Source organism: Bdellovibrionota bacterium, from assembly GCA_040386775.1.
In the GTDB taxonomy this organism is placed as follows: Bacteria; Bdellovibrionota; Bdellovibrionia; order Bdellovibrionales; family JAEYZS01; genus JAEYZS01.
Window position 1 is genome coordinate 41,701 of the sequence record JAZKEU010000013.1, and the last position, 21,924, is coordinate 63,624.

At 38.6% G+C, this 21,924-nt stretch carries 20 protein-coding genes; 15 read left to right on the forward strand and 5 right to left on the reverse strand.

The features are described from left to right. From V4596_08225 to V4596_08245, 5 genes are all read left to right on the forward strand, one after another. A partial coding sequence (locus tag V4596_08225) for a cbb3-type cytochrome c oxidase subunit I (GenBank protein MES2769116.1) occupies positions 1-1,337 on the forward strand: 1,337 nt, incomplete at its 5' end. After that, positions 1,324-1,983, forward strand: coding sequence for a cytochrome c oxidase subunit 3 family protein (locus V4596_08230; protein MES2769117.1), 660 nt, complete (start codon positions 1,324-1,326; stop codon positions 1,981-1,983). The genes V4596_08225 and V4596_08230, both read left to right, overlap by 14 nt. Before the next feature lie 12 nt (positions 1,984-1,995). Next, positions 1,996-2,424, forward strand: a complete 429-nt coding sequence (locus V4596_08235) for a cytochrome C oxidase subunit IV family protein (GenBank protein ID MES2769118.1) — start codon at positions 1,996-1,998, stop codon at positions 2,422-2,424. 6 nt (positions 2,425-2,430) lie between these two features. Then, a complete protein-coding gene (cyoE, locus tag V4596_08240) occupies positions 2,431-3,330 on the forward strand; it encodes a heme o synthase (protein MES2769119.1) in 900 nt (299 codons plus the stop codon). Further along, positions 3,331-4,215 (forward strand): COX15/CtaA family protein, encoded by an 885-nt coding sequence (locus V4596_08245; GenBank protein MES2769120.1) that lies wholly within the window; start codon positions 3,331-3,333, stop codon positions 4,213-4,215. 65 nt (positions 4,216-4,280) lie between these two features. On the opposite strand, the gene V4596_08250 is transcribed toward V4596_08245, so the two are convergent. The 5 genes from V4596_08250 to V4596_08270 form a co-directional block, all read right to left on the reverse strand. Further along, the gene (locus V4596_08250) at positions 4,281-5,327 is read right to left on the reverse strand and encodes a hemolysin family protein (protein MES2769121.1); all 1,047 of its coding nucleotides are present in this window, start codon (positions 5,325-5,327) and stop codon (positions 4,281-4,283) included. Positions 5,328-5,399: 72 nt separating this feature from the next. Then, positions 5,400-6,194: a TIGR02757 family protein gene (locus V4596_08255; GenBank protein ID MES2769122.1), complete on the reverse strand. Its 795-nt coding sequence runs from the start codon at positions 6,192-6,194 to the stop codon at positions 5,400-5,402. Positions 6,195-6,208: 14 nt separating this feature from the next. Further along, on the reverse strand, positions 6,209-8,137 hold the full coding sequence (locus V4596_08260) for a hypothetical protein (protein ID MES2769123.1): 1,929 nt from the start codon (positions 8,135-8,137) through the stop codon (positions 6,209-6,211). A 337-nt stretch (positions 8,138-8,474) separates the two neighbouring features. Continuing rightward, positions 8,475-9,011 (reverse strand): outer membrane beta-barrel protein, encoded by a 537-nt coding sequence (locus V4596_08265; protein MES2769124.1) that lies wholly within the window; start codon positions 9,009-9,011, stop codon positions 8,475-8,477. A gap of 135 nt (positions 9,012-9,146) precedes the next feature. Beyond that, entirely contained in the window at positions 9,147-9,671 is a 525-nt protein-coding gene (locus V4596_08270) for a polyhydroxyalkanoate synthesis regulator DNA-binding domain-containing protein (GenBank protein ID MES2769125.1), read from the reverse strand. Positions 9,672-10,201: 530 nt separating this feature from the next. Between V4596_08270 and V4596_08275 the strand changes: the two genes are divergently transcribed. The 10 genes from V4596_08275 (at position 10,202) to V4596_08320 (ending at position 21,907) form a co-directional block, all read left to right on the forward strand. Beyond that, positions 10,202-10,468, forward strand: a complete 267-nt coding sequence (locus V4596_08275; GenBank protein ID MES2769126.1) for a hypothetical protein — start codon at positions 10,202-10,204, stop codon at positions 10,466-10,468. A 155-nt stretch (positions 10,469-10,623) separates the two neighbouring features. Beyond that, a complete protein-coding gene (locus V4596_08280) occupies positions 10,624-12,474 on the forward strand; it encodes a tetratricopeptide repeat protein (protein ID MES2769127.1) in 1,851 nt (616 codons plus the stop codon). 40 nt (positions 12,475-12,514) lie between these two features. Beyond that, entirely contained in the window at positions 12,515-13,042 is a 528-nt protein-coding gene (locus tag V4596_08285; GenBank protein ID MES2769128.1) for a DUF4292 domain-containing protein, read from the forward strand. 124 nt (positions 13,043-13,166) lie between these two features. Further along, positions 13,167-15,233, forward strand: a complete 2,067-nt coding sequence (locus V4596_08290; protein ID MES2769129.1) for a serine protein kinase — start codon at positions 13,167-13,169, stop codon at positions 15,231-15,233. A gap of 43 nt (positions 15,234-15,276) precedes the next feature. Further along, the gene (locus V4596_08295) at positions 15,277-16,383 is read left to right on the forward strand and encodes a DUF444 family protein (protein MES2769130.1); all 1,107 of its coding nucleotides are present in this window, start codon (positions 15,277-15,279) and stop codon (positions 16,381-16,383) included. After that, positions 16,384-17,895, forward strand: coding sequence for a SpoVR family protein (locus tag V4596_08300; GenBank protein MES2769131.1), 1,512 nt, complete (start codon positions 16,384-16,386; stop codon positions 17,893-17,895). Between the two features lie 2 nt (positions 17,896-17,897). After that, positions 17,898-19,082: a hypothetical protein gene (locus V4596_08305; GenBank protein ID MES2769132.1), complete on the forward strand. Its 1,185-nt coding sequence runs from the start codon at positions 17,898-17,900 to the stop codon at positions 19,080-19,082. 189 nt (positions 19,083-19,271) lie between these two features. Further along, positions 19,272-19,871 (forward strand): HIT domain-containing protein, encoded by a 600-nt coding sequence (locus V4596_08310; protein ID MES2769133.1) that lies wholly within the window; start codon positions 19,272-19,274, stop codon positions 19,869-19,871. Next, on the forward strand, positions 19,868-21,022 hold the full coding sequence (locus V4596_08315; GenBank protein MES2769134.1) for an aminotransferase class V-fold PLP-dependent enzyme: 1,155 nt from the start codon (positions 19,868-19,870) through the stop codon (positions 21,020-21,022). Before V4596_08310 ends, V4596_08315 begins: the two co-directional genes overlap by 4 nt. Next, positions 21,023-21,907, forward strand: coding sequence for a hypothetical protein (locus V4596_08320; GenBank protein MES2769135.1), 885 nt, complete (start codon positions 21,023-21,025; stop codon positions 21,905-21,907). It abuts the gene before it with no gap. Positions 21,908-21,924 lie beyond the last annotated feature (17 nt).

Below are 21,924 nucleotides of genomic sequence, written 5' to 3' on the forward strand. Positions count from 1 at the left end.
TTATCCCGGGTATTCCAGCATTTTTAGGAAACTTTTTCTTACCAATTATGATTGGTGCAAAAGACGTTGCTTTTCCTAAACTCAACTTACTCAGCTGGTACTGCTTAATCGTAGGGGCATTGATTGCATTCTACGCTTTGTTTGCAGGAGGAGTTGATACTGGTTGGACGTTCTACACTCCATACTCTATCAAAACGAGTGAAGGAACTCTTTATGTTGTGCTCGGTGCTTTCGTTATGGGTTTCTCTTCTATCTTAACGGGATTAAACTTCATTGCGACAGTTCATAAACTAAGAGCTCCTGGAATGACTATGAATAGAATGCCACTTTTTGTTTGGGCACTTTATTCAACTGCGATCATTCAAGTTCTTGCAACTCCGATCCTTGCGATCACTCTTCTATTGTTAGTAGCAGAGAGAACTTTAGGAATTGGATTCTTTGATGCGTCACTTGGTGGTGATCCAGTATTGTTCCAGCACTTCTTCTGGTTCTACTCGCATCCTGCAGTCTACATCATGATTTTGCCAGCGATGGGCGTGATCTCAGAGCTTATTGCAACTTACTCTAAAAAAGTTATTTTCGGTTACACAGCGATTGCCTATTCATCACTTGCGATTGCAGCGGTGAGCTTCTTTGTTTGGGGCCATCACTTGTTTGTATCTGGACAATCCGAGTTTGCGGGAAAGATCTTCTCTTTCTTAACTATGCTTGTAGGTGTTCCGACAGCGATCAAGATGTTCAATTGGGTTGCGACTATGTACAAAGGCTCAGTGAAACTTGATACTCCGATGCTTTACGCAATTGGTTTTTTGTTCCTATTTGCTATCGGTGGTGTGACAGGAATTATGCTTGCAGTTATGGCTATCGATGTTCATTTGCACGACACATACTTTGTTGTTGCTCACTTCCACTATGTGATGGTGGGTGGAACATTGATGTCGATCATGGGTGGGATTCTATATTGGTTTCCAAAAATGTTCGGCAAGATGTACAACGAAACTACGGCTAGACTTTCTTTCATTGGAATTTTCTTGGGATTCAATATCACGTTCTTCCCGCAATTCATTCTTGGAATTCAAGGTATGCCACGCAGATACCATGACTATATTCCCGAATACGCTTGGCTGAATAAGCTTTCTACTTTTGGTTCTTGGTTCATTTTACTTGGATTCTTGTTTGGACTTTACACAGTCATTCAAGGTTTAAGAAAAGGTGCACCAGCTCCAAAAAATCCTTGGGGTGGAACAACATTAGAGTGGCAGATTGATTCGCCACCAATCACAACTAACTTTAAAGATTTACCAACAGTAACTGAGGGGCCGTATGAGTATCGTTAAAACGGACAGTTTAGGAAATAAGTACGCAGAACACTATTTAGATTCTCAGCACCAAGATGCTACAGGCAAACACGGAGTTTGGTTGTTCATGGTAACTGAGCTAATGATGTTTGGTGGTTTGTTTGTAGCTTACGCATTATTTAAAAATATTTATCCAGAAGTTTTCCACGCGGGTCATAAGTTTTTAGATTGGAAAATGGGAGCGCTCAACACGATCGTTCTTCTTTCTAGTTCTTTAACTATGGCTTTGAGCATTCACTATGTTCAAAAAGGAAAACCAAAAATTGCGATGGGGCATTTGGCATTCACATTTCTTTGTGGTGCTGCCTTCATGGTGATTAAGTATTTTGAGTACTCACATAAAATTCACGAAGGGTTAGTTCCTGGAAAATTCTTTCACTACGCAGAAATGGGTGGAGAACCAGTAAATTTAGCTCTTTATTTTGGTCTTTACTACATGATGACGGGTCTTCATGGCATCCACGTTCTAACGGGGATGTCTTTGATTGCTTGGTGTTTTTTTAAAATTAAACGTGGTGATTACAGCCCGACATATTACACTTCCCTCGAAGGCGTTGGACTTTTCTGGCACGTTGTCGATTTGATTTGGATTTATTTATTCCCTTTACTCTATCTAGTGATTTAATGGAGATATAAAATGGCACAAAACGGACAACACCATATTACACCGCTTAAAACTTTCTTAAAAGTTTATGCAACTTTAGTTTTTCTTACGGTCTTTACTGTTTATACAGCGACTCAATGGCACATCGGTGTTTTGAACACGCCACTTGCCATGTTGATTGCTACAGTTAAAGTTCTTATCGTTATGTTCTGGTTCATGCACTTGAAGTACGATACGAAGCTAAATAAGGTTACAATCTTCTCTGCCTTTTTCTTCTTATTTGTATTCTTCGGATTCTCAGCCTTAGATGTTTTCACTAGATACAACATGGAAGACACAAGCATTGCGGCTTTAGAAGCAAAAGTAGAAACTGGTAAAACTACAGCTCCAGTAGAAACAAAACCTCCTCAAGAAGTTATTAAAACTCCAGAGGAACCAGGCCAGGGACCTGCTGCACACTAATCATTATTGAAACAATTACTTGACCGAACAATTTGGGAAATAACAAAACCAAGAATCGTTAAGATGGTTCTCATCACGGGGGCTCTTGGTTATGCGTTAGGTTTTCCTTTTGAATATAATTTTTCTTACTTTCATTTCATTTTATTTTTAATTGGTTTGGGTTCTATTAGCGGTGGAAGCCTGGCTTTAAATTCTGCGCAGGAATGGCAACATGACATTAAGATGGACCGCACCGTTGAGCGACCAATTCCAAGTGGGTTGGTTTCTCCTAAAAAAGCTTTTGGTTTCTCTGCGTCTTTAATTATTTTCGGACTTCTTGTTCTTTATTACGTTCAACCACTGACTTGTCTGATTGGCTTTCTAACAGTATTTTTTTATAATTTTATCTACACCGTCATTTTAAAAAGAAGATCACCTTTTGCTGCTGTCCCTGGAGCTATACCTGGAGCTGCGCCAGTCTTGATGGGATATTCCGCTATAAATACAAATATTTTTAGCTCAGATTCCATATATGTTTTTCTACTTATGTTTTTATGGCAGATGCCGCACTTCTGGGCCCTAGCTATTAGGTATATGGATGATTATGCAAAGGGTGGGTTTCCAGTTCTGCCAGTAAAATTGGGCAAGCAGCGCACTCTTTACCATATGGGGCTTTATTTAATTCCATATATTGCGTTAGCTGTAATGTCTCCATGGTTTGTGGAGACGGGCTACGCATATTACATCTTGGTATTGCCTCTTGCTGTTATTTCGGTTTATGAATTTTATAAATTTTTAGAATCCAGAGGTGAAAAAAACTGGGTTCGATTTTTTGTTTGGATTAACTTAAGTATGTTAGCGTTCTTGGCTGCTCCAGTTTTAGATCGCTGGGCTTTTTATTTTTTCAAAGGAATCATGAGGCAGTAAATGGGTGCGTTAGTTGAAAATAAACTTCTAAAAAATTTCTTAAGAACATTAATTATTCTCACTTTCATTTTAATTTCCCTCGGCGGCGCAGTAAGAGCGATGAATGCAGGTCTTGCTTGCCCGGATTGGCCGCTTTGTTTTGGGAAACTAATTCCTGATTTTCATGTGCAAGTTTACTATGAATTCATTCACAGAGTTCTAGCGGGCTTTGTAGCTCTTTTGACTTTTGGTTTAACGGCGTATTTTCATATCAAGAAATTTCCTAAGAAAATCCTTAAGACCAGTTGGTTTGGTGTTTTGATTCTTTTGGTCCAAATTGTATTTGGTGGTTTAACAGTACTTAAGCTTTTACACTTTAGTGTAGTTACAGCTCACTTGGTTTTTGGAATGTCATTTCTATGTTCGCTACTATGGCTTTATTTCCAATTGTTTGATGAATCTAATCAGCTTCTAGAAAAAACACCCAAATCATTTCATGCTGTTCTCGTGGTAGTTGCAGGAATGCTATTCTTGCAAATCATTATTGGTGGATTGGTTTCTACAAATTACGCAGGTCTTACTTGCGAAGGGTTTCCGCTTTGCAATGGTGAGTTGATACCCACACTTTCAGGGCTTGTAGGATTGCAAGTAAAGCATAGACTTTGGGGATATATCACCGCTCTTGCAATTTTCTCATTCACACAGTTAATTTGGAAAAATAGAAAACAAAAATGGATGGATCCAAAAAATGTAAAGTACGGCATTTGGTTATCAGTACTGGTAATTATTCAAATCGGCGTAGGCGCAGCCAACGTCATCTTCCAAATTCCACCAATCATTACAGTAATACATCTAGCACTAGCAACAACCCTAATGGGCCTAATGCTAAGAATCCTAAAAAGGTGAGCCGCACCTTTTCCTCAGTTTTGTGTCATTTAACGCGCATCTTTGGAAAAGGTGCGGCTCACCTTTTATTCTAGGGTGAGTTTGCGGCGGGCTTTTGAGGCGAAGATTCTTCGGACTGTTCCGTCATCGTCTTCATCGAAGATATCGCCAACGATTTCTTCGATGATATCTTCTAGAGTTACAATCCCAACTCTCTCTGCGATGGATGAAACTACAATGAACATATGATTTCGTTTCTCTTGCATCATCCTTAGGACCCTAAGAACCGCATCGTTAGAGTGTACATTCACAGCTGGACGAACAATACCTTGCCATCTTAATTCTCCGGATTCTTTTAGAGCGACAAACTCTTTTGTATGTAAAATTCCGAGAACGTAATCGTTATCGATGACAGGTAGACGAGTATGGCCAGAGTTAAGAACAACTTGAAGAACGGTGTTCATATCGTCTGTGTGTCTAATGTGATTTACCTTTTCCCATGGAATCATCACATCTTTGATTTGTTTTTTTTCAATTTCTACCATGTTAATTATAAATTTTTGATGAGTAGGGGAGAAAGAATCAATTTCAATTGAAGTATGAGAAGTTGTTTCCGGAGCGTGAGATTTATGAAAGAAAATTCTGAGAATTTTTTTTGTCGACCATTCAAGTGCTGTCACTACTGGGGATAACAGCCTATCAAACACGAATAATGTTTCAGCCCCTTTAAGAACAATTTTCGTTGGATTTCTGAGAGCTAAAGTTTTAGGAACCAATTCACCTACAACAACATTCAAATAAGTAATTGGAAGTACGACCAATACAACTGCGATCACTTCTGCAGCAGTTTCTCTAAGCCCCCAGGTCTGCATAAAGTAAGGAACTATTGTGCCTGTAGCGCCAACGCCACCAATTGCGGCAGCAATGGCACCAACTAAGGTGATTCCTATTTGGATAACGGATAGAGTTCTTTCTGGATGTTCTCTAAGACCAACCAGACGTTTTGCAGACTTATTGCCTTCTCTTGCTAATTTCCTAAGGGAAGATTTTGGAACGGAGACGAACGCCATTTCATATGCAGCAAAGATGGCATTTAAAACTAAGCAGACTAAAACTATGATTATCTCTTCCATAAAACGGATTTCATATTCTCAAGGCTAGGGTTAAGTGGTCAATTGTTATCTGCGTATCCTAAAGGTGCGAAATCAATCCCAAGTGAGTAGGGTGTTGTTAATGGAAAGATGACAAAGTGCAAAGTCATATCGAGTAGGGTCGTCGACGTCCAGCTTCTTTAAAAACTCTGTGATCTCAATTGCAGTTTCAAGATCGGCTACATTTCTAGCTGTGATTTGCAGAGATTTAGCTTGCTTAAAAACATGAGTGTCTAGGGGAACAATCAAGTTTTTCTTGGAAAATGTTTTCCATAATCCTAAATCAGGTTCTGTATCTCGAACCATCCATTTTAAGTACAAATTCATTCTTTTTGAAGCGCTTCCTAGTTTTGGATCGGGAATAAAGAAATCAAAAGATTTTTTAGGCTTTTTATTTTTAGGAATGAGAGCATAGAAATTTTTTCGAATGGCAATGAGAAGATCTGCTGTATTCTTGTATCGAGAAGGATTGAGAAATTTTTCGATAGATCCATGATCTGTATAAATTTTTTGTAAAACTAAAAGCATAATGAGGATGTCGTGAGCATCATTAAATCGGTGCTTCCAGTTCTTCACATGCTTTTTAAGATCGGATTCTGTCTGTTCGACAAGCCATTCTGCGGGGTTGTCTCCCATGGGATCAATTAATGCGTGGATGTTTCTTTTGACCTGCACAATGCGTCCATAGGCGAGAATAGAGCAGATGAAAGAGACAAGTTCTTTATCTCTGGGATTTTGAAACTTTAAGGCCGGTTCTAATGCATCGGCAGAGATTTCGTTATTCAAAAGAAAATCTTCGTGAGCTTTCTCTAAAGTTATTCTAAGTCGTTTAATTTTTTGAAGTGTCATATTATTCTTTATTTCTAATGGAAGAGTGATCGGCAGGAATTCGTATGCATCAGTACCGCTTCGCTGAAAGAGGCAGATTTTGAAGACTTGCGTTTTGGTTTTTCAGAATAATTAGGCGCAAGATTTTCATGCAGAGTCACCGCTTTTTTTGCTTTCCAATCTCTGTATTTAACAAATGCCCAGGTTAATGCTCCAGCGGCAGCAGCAGCGAGGCCTGCTTCACCAGCCATAGTTACAAACTCTGTTCCTGTTCTCTTTCCAACTTCATAAGCTATGGTGCTCGCGGCAGCGATGATGGCCACGGCCTTACCCAAATTTCTATCCAGGTAAACCCACGTGAAGATTCCGCTAAGCCCCAGCACACCTAAACCTGTGATTCCAGCATACTTTAACGCATCAATCCCAGTATAAACACCCGTGTTTGTCGCGACAGCACTCGCTACGGAAATGATAGATGCGATAAAGAAATATTTTTTGTATCTTTCTCTGACTCTAAATTCTTGTTCGTGCGTTAATTTATTTAAATCAGATTTTGATAAATTAAATATATTTATGCCCAAGAGTCTTTCAGATTCCTGCGCTAAATCTCTTTGAACTGCGGCATCAATTCTGTTGGCTTTAACTTTTTCTACGAAATTCTGAATTGTAGCACCTGGTAAATATGAAGCAATTTTAGTAATGGCGGCAAATCTCATTCTAGTTCTTAGTTCGTCTTCATGGATAACCTTTGCTAACGCTTCTGGATTATTTAAATAAATATGTCTTCCAGATAACTTACCTGCAAGTTCTGCAATATCCGCATTCATTCCGGCTTCAAGCTTAGGTCCCCTTAATTTTTTTGTGATCAATACATCCCAAACGCCTTGCGAGGCTGTTGATGCAAGTGCCGTTACAAATGTAGAGATAATAGCGACTTTGATATCTCCGGAATAAATATCCCAAGCTGGCATTGCAAGATAAGGTACAGTTAAGAATAAAGCCTCCGTCGCGTACCATTTGTACCACATAGCGGCCCCAGGAAATCTTTTTTTAATCATGTAATAAGCAGATTGTACAATAACTCCCGCGCCAGCGGTTCCTGCAAGCAATGCTGCCCCTTCTACTGAAACCAAGCCATCTGATTGAAGTCCGATTAAGGCTGGAGATAAAAGCATATAAGTTTCAATTGAGCCTAAGTAATTTCTGACTCCTTTTTCCGGGGTAGCTTTGTTATGTTCTAACCATCCAGTAAATTTTTCGATAAATAAGCCAATCGAACCAGATCCGGCTCCAAGGACCCCTGCAAGCGCAATTGAAACTGGAATTGGAAATCCAGAACCGTAATGAAAGCTAACATAAGCGGAAGTACCACTGCCGGCAACGCGTGCGAGAGACCAATAGATATCACTCTTGCTTGTTTTATCAAAAAGATGAGCAAAGAAACTCTTAAATTTAGCTGCCTTAGAAGAATCAATTTTTACATCCACTGTATTTGTTTCGTTATTGATGTCTTTTAGAATCTCCAGAATTTCAGTAGCAGTAAGGTCCACATTTTTTTCATTTTCATCAGCGATGTGTACGAATTCAAATTTTGTATTTGGATTGAGTCTGTAAGCCTCTTCTATTTCTGATTTGAGTTGATTTAAAACTTCTAAAATTTTTTCTGAATCTTCAGCTTTGAATTGACCACGAATAACATCAAGATCAATGGTTTTTCCATTTTGCAGTCCGGTGGTGTTTATAAATTGCAGAGCACCTGGGTCAACTCCAATTGTGTTTATTTCTTCAGGGGATAACGCTTCTGAAAAATTAAATCTTTCGGCAGGAATGTCATCTAGTGCTTTGTCCGAGGGATTATTAGCAAAAAGATTTTGTGGAATTGTGAGCGAAAGGATCAATAGCAAAGCTGTGCATTGCTTTAAAAATTTATTTAATTTTCTACTTAACCCTGAACAATTACCCACATAGCCTCTGAAGTAGCTCTTAAATTAGTCTTAAGAACGAAGTGTAAGTATAAATTAAGCCTTGGAAATAATCTGTTTGAAATTTGTTATTTGAAATAATTTCCTACCAGAGAATTAGAATTTCTTTGGTAAAAGAGACGAGAAATGTCACTAAGTTAGCTTTATGTACACTACATAATTTTGTTTTTGCTCTCACATAAAATTTGCTTATGGGTGTGGGGAATTTTGGAAGTAATTCAGTGTAAGTCAAAGTGGGCTTAAAAAAGATTCCTAGTATAGAATTCTACAGATTTTCAAAGGTGCCCGCGGGCACCTTTTAGAAAGAACGATTTATTTTTTAGAATTGAAAAAGGATTCTCGCGAGAACTGTGTAGTAGTCATCAACGATTTCAACACCATTTACTTCTGAACCAAACATTGAGTAGTAACGAGCTTGAAGACCAATGATCAAAGCTCTTTTCGTGAATACGTCAGCTCCTGCACCAATGAATAATCCAAAAGCAGTATCATCAATTGTTCCAACTTCATTAGTTACAAAGGCTACACCACCAGTGATTCCATAATAGAATGGTTCATAACTGTTTACATAATATTGAACGCCAAGGTTGAAGTCTTTGTGATCTAATTTATCGTGTGAACTTTGCATGTACATCAATTCAAAGCTCAATTCATCTTCAATGCTGTAACCAAATACACCACCAACACCGATAGCATTCTTTGAAGAATTATTAGAATCTTCTCCCGGATCGCCAGTCAGGCCAACGTTACCAACAACGGCACCGAGTTTAAATGTGTCGGCTTTTGGGCCTTCAGAAAAAGCTTTAGGTGATAAAGCTAGAATAGAAATGAACGTAAATAAAAATAGATTTTTCATGTGTGTCCTCCGGGTCATTGCCCAAAGGAAAAATTCTAAGCGGGAAAATCCGAAACTTCATCGAAAATACGATATGTCAAAAAAAAACCCCAAGCGTTAGCTTGAGGTTTCTTCGTTCCCAGATCGAAACTTGAGTTAGTTGCTGAAGTTTCTGTTTGAATTTGGAAGTTCAGGAGTTGGTTCAAAGCTTGGATTGCTGTTTGAAGTTGTGTTGTCCTGAGCCTTGTTCTCTTGAGCCTTCGCAACGCGATTCTCTAGAGTTGATTTCATGTCATCAAAAGATCTAGGTCCTTTTTCAAGGAAATCTTTTACGATTTCTTTTACTGGAGTTTCTTTCTCTTCCGGAGTGAAAACATCAAGTTTAGCTAGGTAGCTAGACATGCTTCCGTTTCCGTGTTGGATGATATCTCTAAGAACATAAAGAGGAGCGTAATCAGCTGCTTTCTTTTCTGCTTCGAAGATGATTTGTGACAATGTTGAAGCTGTAATGTCTCTTTTTGTCTTATTGTCGATCACAGTTACTTCTTCGCTAGCACGAATCATCTTAGCGATGTCGTCTAGTGTCACGTAACAGCTTTGCTGTGTATCATACAGCTTTCTGTTTTGATAACGTTTGATAATCTTTGGTGTCGTAGTTGTGTTAACTTGTCTGTCTGTCATTTGGGCTTGTGTTTCCAAGTAGCCTCCCCTGTTACGTTAATTAATTAGTTTAGCTGCTCTTTATTTAGACTGCTAAATCTAATTATGTTGTTGTTAATTATGGGGTTTCCATTTACTTCACCGCTCTCAACTCTTGATTTCACTCTCAAATTGGAACACTGAGGCGTTAATTACCTGGGGACAATAGGTCTGGTCGTCACAGCTTGTCAAGTATTCAACTGATGAATATCTAGGACGAATAACGCGTAGCAAACTGATAAAAATGAGCAGATTACGAAATATGAACAATTATTGTTCAAGTTTTCACAGAAACAGTCCGAAAGTCTAGATATATGGTAAATGAACGCTCATTTGATGAACTTAGTAATAGTAAAGAAAATCAGCAGTTTAACACTTTTGATGTGTTATCTATATTTCTTTGTTTTATGCTCGTTGTTTCAATTGGAGGCGTCTTATTTAGTAGTCATATTGAGCAGAAAAAGACCTTTGTCGCTAAAAATTACGTGGAAAATCTTGCTCAAGAACTCATTATGAAACCAGTAATTTCTTCTATGGATTCGAACTTGAGAATGCCGGCTTCCGAATTAAATTTAGAATTAGATCCGTGGGGAGCTGCATACAAATACAGTGTAATTAAGAACTCTTACGGTCTTCCAATTTACGTTGTTGTTTTATCTGGTGGGCCAAATAGTACTTTTGAAACTGAAGTGATAGATACGATGCAATTTTCTCAAGCAAAAATTGAAAATGTTCAGTTTAAAGGCGACGACATTGGCTACATTAAATCATTTAGATAGAGATTCAGTGATAAAATTCAATCTGCTTAAAATCAGCTCAATCGATGTGATCTATCTCTCTACTTCTGTCCAGTCCGGATAATTGTTACAGGACTTTGATTGTCTTAAGCGTAAGCAATTTGCCTCCGAAAAGTTTCTTAATAGAGAGGCTCATTGTGATTAAAAAACAAAATACCGTTCTGAAATTAGCTGTGATCTTAATAATTTTTCAAACAGTTGCATGTTCGATTCTTGAAAAACAAGATCCGCCAACAAACGCTGTTGGGGAAAATGCTGTGTTTGGTGTGGATAGAGCTCCAGCATTTGTTGATACGAAAGCGATGGAAACAAAAAAAGATGAACCCCTTGTAGATAAACTCTCAATGGAAACTCAAGCGGATTATCACTTTGCTCTTGCTGAAACTTATAGCTTTGAAGGACTTTCTCAAAAAGCCATCGAAGAGTTCAAGGCGACTTTGATCTACGATCCAAACTCACAAATTGTAAAACTTAGACTTGCAATTGAATATGTGAAACTGGGTTTAATTTCTGAAGCGGTAAAAGCAGCAGAGGAAGTTGTTAGGAAAGACCCAAAGCACACAGAAGCGAAACTTCTTTTAGGTGGCTTGTATTCAACACTGAAGCTTTATGACAAATCCATTACTCAGTATAATGAAGTGATCAGAATCGATGCCACACAGGCGGCAGAAGCCAACCTTTATCTTGGTGCCATCTACGCAGAGAAAAATGATTTAAAGAAAGCCCTCAGTTATTTTGAAAAAGTAGGAAACAGTGGTAATAAAAAATTCAAACACTTGGCTTACTACTATATAGGAAGAATACATGTTTATGGAAATAAAAATAAACTTGCAGAAGAATCTTTCAAGAAAAGTATCAGTGCAAAACCAGATTTTACAGATGCAGTTCTCGCCCTAGGATCTGTTTTTGAAGATACAAATAAGACTGCAAATGCTACGCAACTTTATAGTTCTTATCAAGAGCAGTATGGCCCCGATGTCACTATTGCCAAAGCTTTATCTCAAATTTACTTAGAAGCGGAAAATTATGAAAAGGCTTATAACCAATACGAAATCATTCAGGCGGCAGAGCCGGAAAACTTAAATATCAAAATTAGATTGGCACTTTTGGATATTGAAAAGAAAGATTATTCAGTAGCAATCAGAAGATTAAAAGAAATTTTAGCTTTAGCTCCAGACTCAGACAAAGTGAGATTCTATCTTGCAGCTGTATTCGAAGAGTTGAACCAAAATAAAGATGCGATTGAACAGTTCGAAAAAATTCCTACGGCCAGTCAATTCTTTGCAGAATCTGTAGTTCATGCGGCATACTTATACAGACAATTAGGTGACGCTAAAAAAGCGATGAGCCTAGTTGAGAAGGCAATCGAAGCTAAAAAAGATTATCCTCAATTTTATGCACTTCAGGCCTCGCTCTTTGATGAACAAAAGAAATTTGTTGAAGCCGAAAAAGTTTTAGCAAAAGGTACAGATCTATTTCCGGAAAATGAGCAGCTTCTGTTCTTTTTGGGCTCTACACAAGATAAATTGGGCAAGAAGCAAGAGACCGTAGCGAATATGAAGAAAGTGTTAAAGCTGAATCAGGATCATATTCAAGCGATGAACTACCTCGCGTACACTTACGCAGAACTAGGAGTAGAATTGCCAGAAGCGGAAACTCTTGCACGTAAGGCATTGAAATTAAAACCAAATGATGCTTATATTAAAGATACTCTCGGTTGGATCTTGTACAAACAAGGCAAGCTGAAAGAAGCAGTTCTAACTTTAGAAAATGCTCATCAGATGAATCCAGAAGAGAGTGTAATTGCAGAGCATCTTGGAGATGCGTATTACCAGTATCAGTTATTTACAAAAGCAAAAGACATGTACGAACGAGCAGCTAGGGTAGAAAAAAATGAAGACAACGTTAGAAAACTCGAAACAAAAATTGATCAACTCAAAAAAATGCTTACGGACACTTACAAGCGCGTTCCTGCTTCTTCTATGTAGCCTGACATTCGCATCTTGTGCCTCGGTGCCTCGTCAGGATATGGCAGAGCAGGGGGAGTGGGAAGCTAGGGTGCTTGTAAAAGACAAGAAGCAGGCAAAAACATTTATAGTGAATGTAGATTTTATTGCTGTGAAACCATCAAAGATGAGAATGGATATTACTACGCCTGTCGGTGTGCACGTCGCATCTATCACTATGGATGGCAATTCGATGACTTATGTTGTTCCTCAGAAAAAAGCGTTTTATCAAGGACAGCCAACTTCACAGGCATTTGCTAGAACCTTGAATTTTGCCCTAGATCCAAAGCTCATCATGAATGTACTTTTTGATCAACCTGTTCAACAAAAAGGTTGGGTTTGTAAAAAGGAGGGCGAAATTGTCTCGGAGTGTGCTCAGGGTAATTTCAAAATCAATTGGACAAATAGAAAATCGAAAGAAAAAACAGTGGTTATAAGTCATTCTCAATATCAAATTGAGTTAAAATTCCACAACTTCAAAGTACCCAGTACGGTGAAGGATGAGATTTTTACAATCAAGCAACCAGAAGGTTTTAGCAGAGTAAACTAACCGTCTGACGAAGGTCTAGTTTCTCTCTTAACGCAAGCAGGACTTCCCTCTCATAAGGCATACTATTCATAGAGATGACTTCGTTCGCAATGAGCGAAGTCAACCAGTCCGGAGGAGGATAGTGATGACCGATTTCAAAAATCTGATTCAGAAACTTCAAGCCAAAGAAAATTTAAAAGCACTCAGCTGGTCAGGATCATTTGTTGAATATCTAGGAATGGTCAAAAAAAATCCAAAGATCACAAGAAACGCATATGAAAGAATCTATGACATGATTATGGGATTCGGAACTGATGAATATGTGGATGTGAAAAAGAAAATCACGAGATACAAATTCTTTGATGATGAATTGAATAACGGAGCAGACGCAGTATTTGGGTTGGACGTTTCGCTTATGAAATTGGTGAGTGCCTTTAGATCGGCGGCGATGGGCTATGGGACAGAGAAGAGAGTCATCCTTCTTCACGGACCAGTGGGTTCTGCGAAATCTACAATTGCGAGATCTTTGAAAAAAGGATTAGAGCACTATTCAAAAACTGACAGCGGAGCATTCTATACATTTGAGTGGATTGACGATCCAAAGGATCCGCATGGTTTGCTGGGCGAGGGAGTTGATACTTATCAAACACCAATGCACGAAGAACCGCTTCTACTTATTCCAGACACCATGAGAGAGCAGTTCTTGCAAGAATTGAACAAAGGCCTTGATGGAGACTATAGAATCCAATTGAAAGGCGACTTGTGTCCTGCGAGTAGATTTATTTTCAAAAAACTCATGGAAAAATATAACGGTGACCTCAACCGTGTTCTAGAATTTGTAAAAGTAAAAAGATTACTTCTTTCGGAAGCAGATAGAGTAGGTATTGGAACGTTCCAGCCTAAAGATGAAAAGAACCAAGACTCAACGGAATTAACTGGAGATATCAACTATCGCAAGATCGCTGAATATGGATCAGATTCGGATCCAAGAGCTTTTAACTTTGACGGGGAATTTAATATCGCTAACCGTGGTATTATTGAGTTTGTCGAGGTTCTAAAGTTAGATGTGGCTTTTTTGTACGATCTTTTAGGAGCTTCTCAAGAACATAGAATTAAGCCAAAGAAATTTGCACAAACTCATATTGATGAAGTGATTCTGGGTCACACGAACGAGCCCGAGTATAGAAAACTTCAGAACAACGAATTCATGGAAGCCTTAAGAGATAGAACGGTAAAGATCGATATTCCGTACATCACAAAGCTTAAAGATGAAACGCGCATTTATCAAAAAGATTTCAATTCGCAAAAGATTCGCGGAATTCACATCGCACCATACACAATTCAAATGGCAGCAATGTGGGCGATCATGACAAGACTTGAGGCTCCGAAGAAGGCAAACCTCTCTAAACTTCAAAAACTAAAGCTTTACGACGGGAAATCTTTAGCTGGGTACACGGAAGACAACGTAAAGGAATTAAGAAAAGAAGCTGTGAGAGAAGGTCTTGATGGAATTTCACCAAGATATATTCAAGATAAACTTTCAAACGCATTTGTAAGCAATAAACATGGCGAAGTGGGTTGCGTAAATCCATTCATGGTGATGAATGAGCTTGAAAGCGGACTAAAGCATCACTCGCTTATCTCTAGCGAAGAAAAGAAAGCGCAGTACAGAGAGCAACTTCAAGTTGTAAAACAAGAATATGAAGATCTTGTGAAATCGGAAGTTCAACGTGCAGTGAGCGCCGATGAGGGTGCGATGTCACGTCTATGTGGAAACTACATCGACAACATCAAGGCCTATACACAAAGAGAAAGAGTTCGCAACCAATTCACGGGTCGCGATGATGAGCCGGATGAAAGATTGATGAGAGCCATCGAAGAAAAAATTGAAATCCCTGAATCTAGAAAAGATGATTTCAGACGAGAAATCATGAACTACATTGGAGCTATTTCTTTAGAAGGTAAAAAGTTTGATTACAAAACAAACGAAAGACTTCATAAAGCTTTAGAGCTAAAACTTTTCGAAGATCAAAAAGATAGCATTAAGCTAACAACTATCGTTTCCAATGTTGTAGATAAAACAACGCAAGAAAAAATAGATGTGGTGAAGACAAGACTCATTAAAGATCACGGTTATTGTGAGATCTGTGCTTCCAATGTATTGAACTATGTGGCTAGCATTTATGCTAGAGGGGATGCGAAAAATTCATGACGCAAACCTTTGGAAAAGGTGCGGCTCACCTTTTGGGAGTTGAATGTCTGTAAAGCAAGATCAAAGAAGATTTAGAGAGATCGTTAAGGGTAAGATCAAGGAAAATTTTAAGAAATATATTACCCATGAAGAGATGATCGGAAAAAGAGAACAGGAGTATGTGAAAATTCCTATTCCGCGGATTAGTATTCCTACATTCAAATATGGGCCAAAACAGCAGGGCGGCGTGGGGCAAGGTCAAGGGAAGCCTGGTGATGCAGTTCAGGGTGATCCGCAAAATGGTGAACCAGGACAGGGTCAGGCAGGCGAGGGCGAAGGGCAACACTTATTGGAAGTGGAAGTGAGCTATGATGAGCTTGCAGAAATTCTAGGAGGCCAGTTAGAACTTCCGCGCATTGAGCCCAAAGGCAATAAGAGCATTGAGAGTATGAAAACAAAGTACACAGGATTGAGACCCATTGGTCCTGAGTCTCTCAGAAATTTTAAAGCCTCATTCAAAGAAGCTCTCAAAAGACAAATCATTTCTAAAACCTACGATCCAGATAAGCCAATCATTGTTCCGATTAAAAAAGACATGCGCTATCGATCTTTCAAAACTGTTCCGCAGCCAACTTCCAATGCCGTTGTATTTTATATTATGGATGTTTCAGGATCGATGGGCGAAGAGCAAAAAGAAATCGTAAGGCTTGAGAGTTTCTGGTTACACACATGGATTAGAAAGCACTACAAAGGACTACAAACTCGATTCATCATTCACGATGCATCGGCGCAGGAAGTGGATGAAGAAACATTCTTTAGAACCAGTGAGTCGGGTGGAACCCTGATCAGTTCAGCTTACAATCTCGTCAAAAAAACCATCGATGAAGAATATCCTATCGATCAATGGAATATCTATGTTTTTCACTTTAGTGATGGAGACAACTGGTCGTCTGAAGATACAAGATATTGTATAAAGCTTTTACGAGAAGATCTGTTGGGAAAAGTAAACCTCTTTGGTTATGGTCAGGTAGAAAGCCGCTATGGGAGCGGTCAGTTCATGAAGGATTTAGAAAAATCCATGGGAGATGAGCAAAACTTTGTAATGAGCCGAATTGCAAACCGCGATCAAATTGTGGACTCCATTAAAACATTTCTACAAAAAGGAAATTAAATGAAAGGTCTTCCACCAGAACTAGTTGCAGAACAAATAAGAGTAGAAAAAATGGCCAGAGGCTACGGCCTTGATTTTTTCCAAACGGTATTTGAGATGATCACTTATGATCAAATGAGTGAGTTTGCAGCGCAAGGTGGGTTTCCCTCGAGATATCCTCATTGGAGATTCGGGATGGAATACGAAAAGCTCTCAAAAAGTTATGAATACGGATTATCCAAAATTTATGAAATGGTGATCAACACGGATCCTTGTTATGCCTACTTAATGGAAGGCAATATGTTTGTCGATCAAAAATTAGTTATGGCCCACGTCTATGGTCACTGCGATTTTTTCAAGAACAATCAATGGTTCTCTAGAACAGACAGAAAAATGATGGACACGATGGCAAATCACGGAACGAGGATTCGTAGATATATGGATCGTTATGGCTATGATGTTGTCGAAGATTTTATTGATAAATGTTTATCCATAGAAAATTTGATTGATCGCCATTCTCCCTATTTTTCTGGCAGCACTTCAAATCAAAATTCCTCTAGAAATCAAGAACCGGTAAAGCAAGAAGTTACTCCTCTAAAAAATACCGGCGCAGGTTATATGGATAAATACATCAATCCGCCAGAATATCTTGAAAAGCAAAGAGAAGAGATTAAAAAAACGGAAACGACAGAAAAAAAAGTACAAACTGAGAGAGATGTTCTCCATTATTTAATCAAAAATTCTCCTCTAGAAGACTGGCAGCAAGATATTTTGTCTATCATTCGTGTCGAATCCTATTACTTTGCTCCTCAAGGAATGACCAAGATCATGAATGAGGGTTGGGCTTCTTATTGGCATACAACCATGATGACAAATGGCCTACTTACGGACGGCGAAGTAATTGACTACGCCGATCACCATAGTGGAACAACGGCAATGGCGCCGACAGGATTTAATCCTTACAAAATAGGCATCGAACTGTTTAGAAATATCGAAGAAAGATGGAACAAAGGTCAATTTGGTCGTGAATGGGAACAGTGCGAAGATTACACTCAGAGAAAAAACTGGGATAAGAAACTAGGATTAGGTCGTCAAAAGATTTTCGAAGTGAGAAGAAACTACAACGATGTCATGTTTATCGATGAATTTTTAACCGAAGATTTTTGCATCCAAAATAAAATGTTTGTTTATAAGTACAATCAAAGAACAAATGAGTACGTAATCGATACTAGAAATTTTGCAGAAGTGAAAAAGAAATTATTATTCCAATTAACAAATTTTGGTCAGCCCATCATTGAAGTGATGGACGGAAATTATGAGAATAAAGGTGAGCTTCTATTGAGACACTTGTATGAAGGTGTGGATTTGCAGCCAGACTATATGAAAGAAACGATGAAAAATGTCCAAGAAATATGGAAACGCCCAGTGAATTTGATGACCATTATGGATAATCAAGAGAAGATATTCCGCTCGGATGGAAGTGAATTTAAAGAAATAACATTAAAGGATCTTCCAAAATCCAGTCAGGGCTAACGATGTTATTTAAAATTTTTTCCGTCTTTTTATTTTTAAGCGCGAGTATTTCCCTTCAGGCAGGAAATTTATGTCCTGCTATTATTGGACCTGCCGCTAAACTTACTGTGTTGGCGGCTGAAGTGCTCTGTCACTCATCAGCTTTAGGCGTTCCCCAAAACGTAGAAAATTCTTTGGGAACTGCGTACCGCTTGACTAAAATTTCGGATAAAAAAATCAAAATAGAAATCAACCCAACTTTTTACGCTAAAAAATCTGAGTTACAAGAAAGTCTTTGGCAGTTTGCTTCTAGGTCGTTAGAAACTCAGAAAGAATTTATTCAGAAAATGAATATTTGTTTTGATCGCTTTAAGCCATTTCTGATTGGACCAGAAGGTCAAAGTTTGGAAATAGCAGCAACTGAAGATAAAAAAGTTCCAGCTATACAAATCAAGATCAGGCCTCAAGAGAGTCGAAGCTCAGTGAAGCAATATAGTGAATCCATACCTTGTGAGACGATACTCCATGAAGTTTTGCACGTGTTGGGTTTAGAAGATGAGTATCCAGAGACAAAGGCGGGTTTCAATAAAGACCCAAATGAAAATCGCTATAACTATGTTAGAGAGAATCCGGAGGTTGTAGGGTTTGATTGTCGTGCCACAGGACCCGAGTATTCAATTATGTATGACGAAGTTTCTGCTCTGGATTCTGTTCTCCCTTTAGAAGAACATACGACGAAAACTTGTGTTTGTACTCAAAGTGAGAAAGTTTGTGAAAATATCTTCGTAAAAAATAGAAAGAAAATTTCGGGGGGTAGCCAGTGTCCCAAGGGTTATACGGCTAGAATATCTAGTAAAATTCAAAGATCAAAAATTGATCAGATGAAATTCAGTGGTTACTCTGACGAGGACATAGAATTAAATCTCAGTATTGAAAGTGAAGAAAAAAAAGAATCTAAATTGCCTAGTTTGTATTATTTAAAAAATGGAAATACCGAATTTGACTTAGTCACCGTTAAAAAACTTAAACCTCAGAGAAAATCTTTGTTAATGCCTGCACATTTTAGAATGGTCACAAGCCCCAACTGCTTTTTGAAAAATCAAAATTATCTAAAATGCACGGAAGGTGCTTACAGAAACTCTATGGTTCATGGCAGTTGCTCGGCTGAAGTGAAGAAATGCCAGTCCAATATTGACTGGTTACATTGAAATACCCGGCAGTGCTATAGTTGATTTAAAACGAATTTAATCTTTTTAACGGCAGTTATCTTCCGAAATCCGGTTAAGGTATGAATTTATTTTAGCCTCAGAGCTTAAAAAGAAAATTAAAGGAAATTAATTTAAAGTTTTGGTAATATCCTCCCACTTAAACCTGAAGAGTCGGAGAGGGTTATCTGCATGGTCAATTTGGACATCGTCACTATCGAAGATATGCTCACGCAATCGGTACCTGTTAAAACAAAAGGGTGTATGTTTTGTGAGTTGGACGAGAGTCTGATTGTCGAAGAAACATCGCACTTTTATCTTATTAAAGACAAGTTTCCTATTTCCGAAAATCACGTGATGATAATATCTAAAGAGCATTTTGGATGTGTTGGTGAACTGCCGAGTTCATTGTTTGGTCAGATACATTCACTGAGAGAAAAATTAGTGAGTTACTTTAAAACTCCTAATTTTATTGGCTATGAACACGGGAGGGCCGGGCATTGTGTAAAATTGAAAGGCTCGGAAGTGACCTGTCACCACATGCATTTGCACTACCTTCCTCTAGAAGTGAATATCAGAAATATTCTCAAAGGTAATTTCACGGAAAAACCAATTCAATTGGATGATATAAAAAATCATTATGAAAGATATGGGGAGTATTTGTATTTTGAAGATGTCAATCGACAAGGATTCTTTTATCCGGCCCATCTTCATGTCGAGTCTCATCTATTGAGAACGTTGGTCTGTGCTTCTGCCAATTTGTCTCATAGGTCAGACTGGGAGAGGTTGTGATCTATTTTGATAATGCTTCTACTTATCACCCGAAAAGCCCAAAAATACCGGAAGCCATATCTCAATATTTAAATCAAATCATTGCCAGCCCTGGTAGGGGTGGACACAGTCACGGTCAAATGGCAGGTCGGCTCCAAGAGGAAACGAAGGAAGTTCTTCGCGGTCTATTCAATGCCGAAAGAACGGATCAGTTTCATTTTTGTGCAAATGCGACTCATGGATTAAATTTCATTATTCAGAGTTTAATAGGCCGTGGTGATCATGTTGTTACATCCGCTTTGGAGCACAACTCGGTTTTGCGACCCCTCAAAAAAATGTCCCATGATCGGCAAGCGGAGATAACCATTGTTCCTGCGAGCTCAGAAGGAAGAGTAGACCCGGAGAATATTATAAGCTCCACACGACCAAACACAAAGCTGGTGGTGTTAAACCACGCTTCCAACGTGCTGGGCACAGTTCTGCCGCTCGAAAAAATTCTTAGATTTTGTAAGGATAAAGGCATTTCCACTTTAGTAGATACTTCACAAACTGCAGGAAAAATAAAAATTGATCTTCAAAAATTGCCCATGGATTTTATGGTTGCAACTGGTCACAAAGCACTGCGTGGCCCCTCCGGTATCGGTGTTATCTACACACGAAGAATTGATTTGTTGAGTCCTTTGATCGTTGGCGGAACCGGAGGAAATTCTTTATCCTTATGGCACCCTGAAAATCCCCAGCATATTTTTGAAGCGGGAACGCCCAACTATTTAGGCATAGCTGCTTTAAAAGCCTCTCTTGAGGATTTTGATATTGAGTATGCAGATTTACCCAAGGAACTTGAAATTATAAATTATATTCAGAAAGAACTTAGAAAGATAAACGGTGTTACGTTATACGGCTGTTCCTCTTTGGAAAATAGAATTCCAATTGTGAGTTTTAATATAAATGGTTTGAGCTCCCAGAAAGCCCTTGCGATTTATGATGAAACTTATGGAATTATGTTGAGAGCGGGGCTGCACTGCGCTCCCATTGCCCATCAGATGATAGCGAGTTTACCTCATGGAGCTCTACGATTGAGTTTGGGACATGCAAATACGATGGATGAGGCCGCAACTTTTATTGAATCGACCCAAAACATAGTCGCTGAAAATCAAAGCGGTACTCTGTAAGTGGATATTGCTGTCGGTATCACCCTTTTGTATGCTTTTATCTCCGCCAGTTTCAGGGGAGTCATATCCACCATCGATAGATATCAATTTGGGGTCAGTCGCCAATCTGTAACTTTCACGAACATATACAATAATGTATTGGCTTTTATCATTTCCTTAGTCGTATGCATTTTTTTTGGAGATGTTCATCGGGTTCTCCCTTTTCTTGGCAATATTAAAATTATACTGTTTAGTTTTATATTGCAATTGGCCGCTCATGCTTTTTCCTACGCTTTTAAGCATATGAAAATTCCCGCCGTAATTATTTTTTCGAAGATGGCAGATTTATTTATTCCTATTGGAATATTTTTATTTTCTTCGATTTGGAATTGGAGCGACTTTTTATTTTCGGTAAGTACTTTTCTAGTGTGTGTGCCTATTTTTATTTTTCAAAATAAAAAAGGTCATATTCATTTATTTTCTGCTTTGGCGGTGCTTTTTGTATTGGTGATCCAAGGTTCTTTTTCTCCTTGGTTCATGTCGGGAGTTTCATCTGATTCTTGGATTCATTACACCGTCGCGTTGATTTTTTGGCGTCTTGTTTTTAGTTTATTGGGCGTGATTAATAATTCGAAAGAGTTCTCTATGCATCCCACTTGTTCTAAAAAATTTAGAAAGTATTTGTCTATAATGTTGGTGCGTTCAGTTTTAACTCTTGGAGCTCAGGCCTTTTTAGTTTTATCATTGAGTCAGGAAAGACCAGTGCTGGCCTGGCCCGTACTGAATGCGACGGGCCTGATATCCGTAGTTTTTTCTTCTTTAATTCTACGTGAGCATGCTGGAAAATATGAGATTCTGGCGGTGATACTTATTGCTATACTGGGATTGTTAAAAGCTTTGGTTTAAATAGCCAAGTACATTAA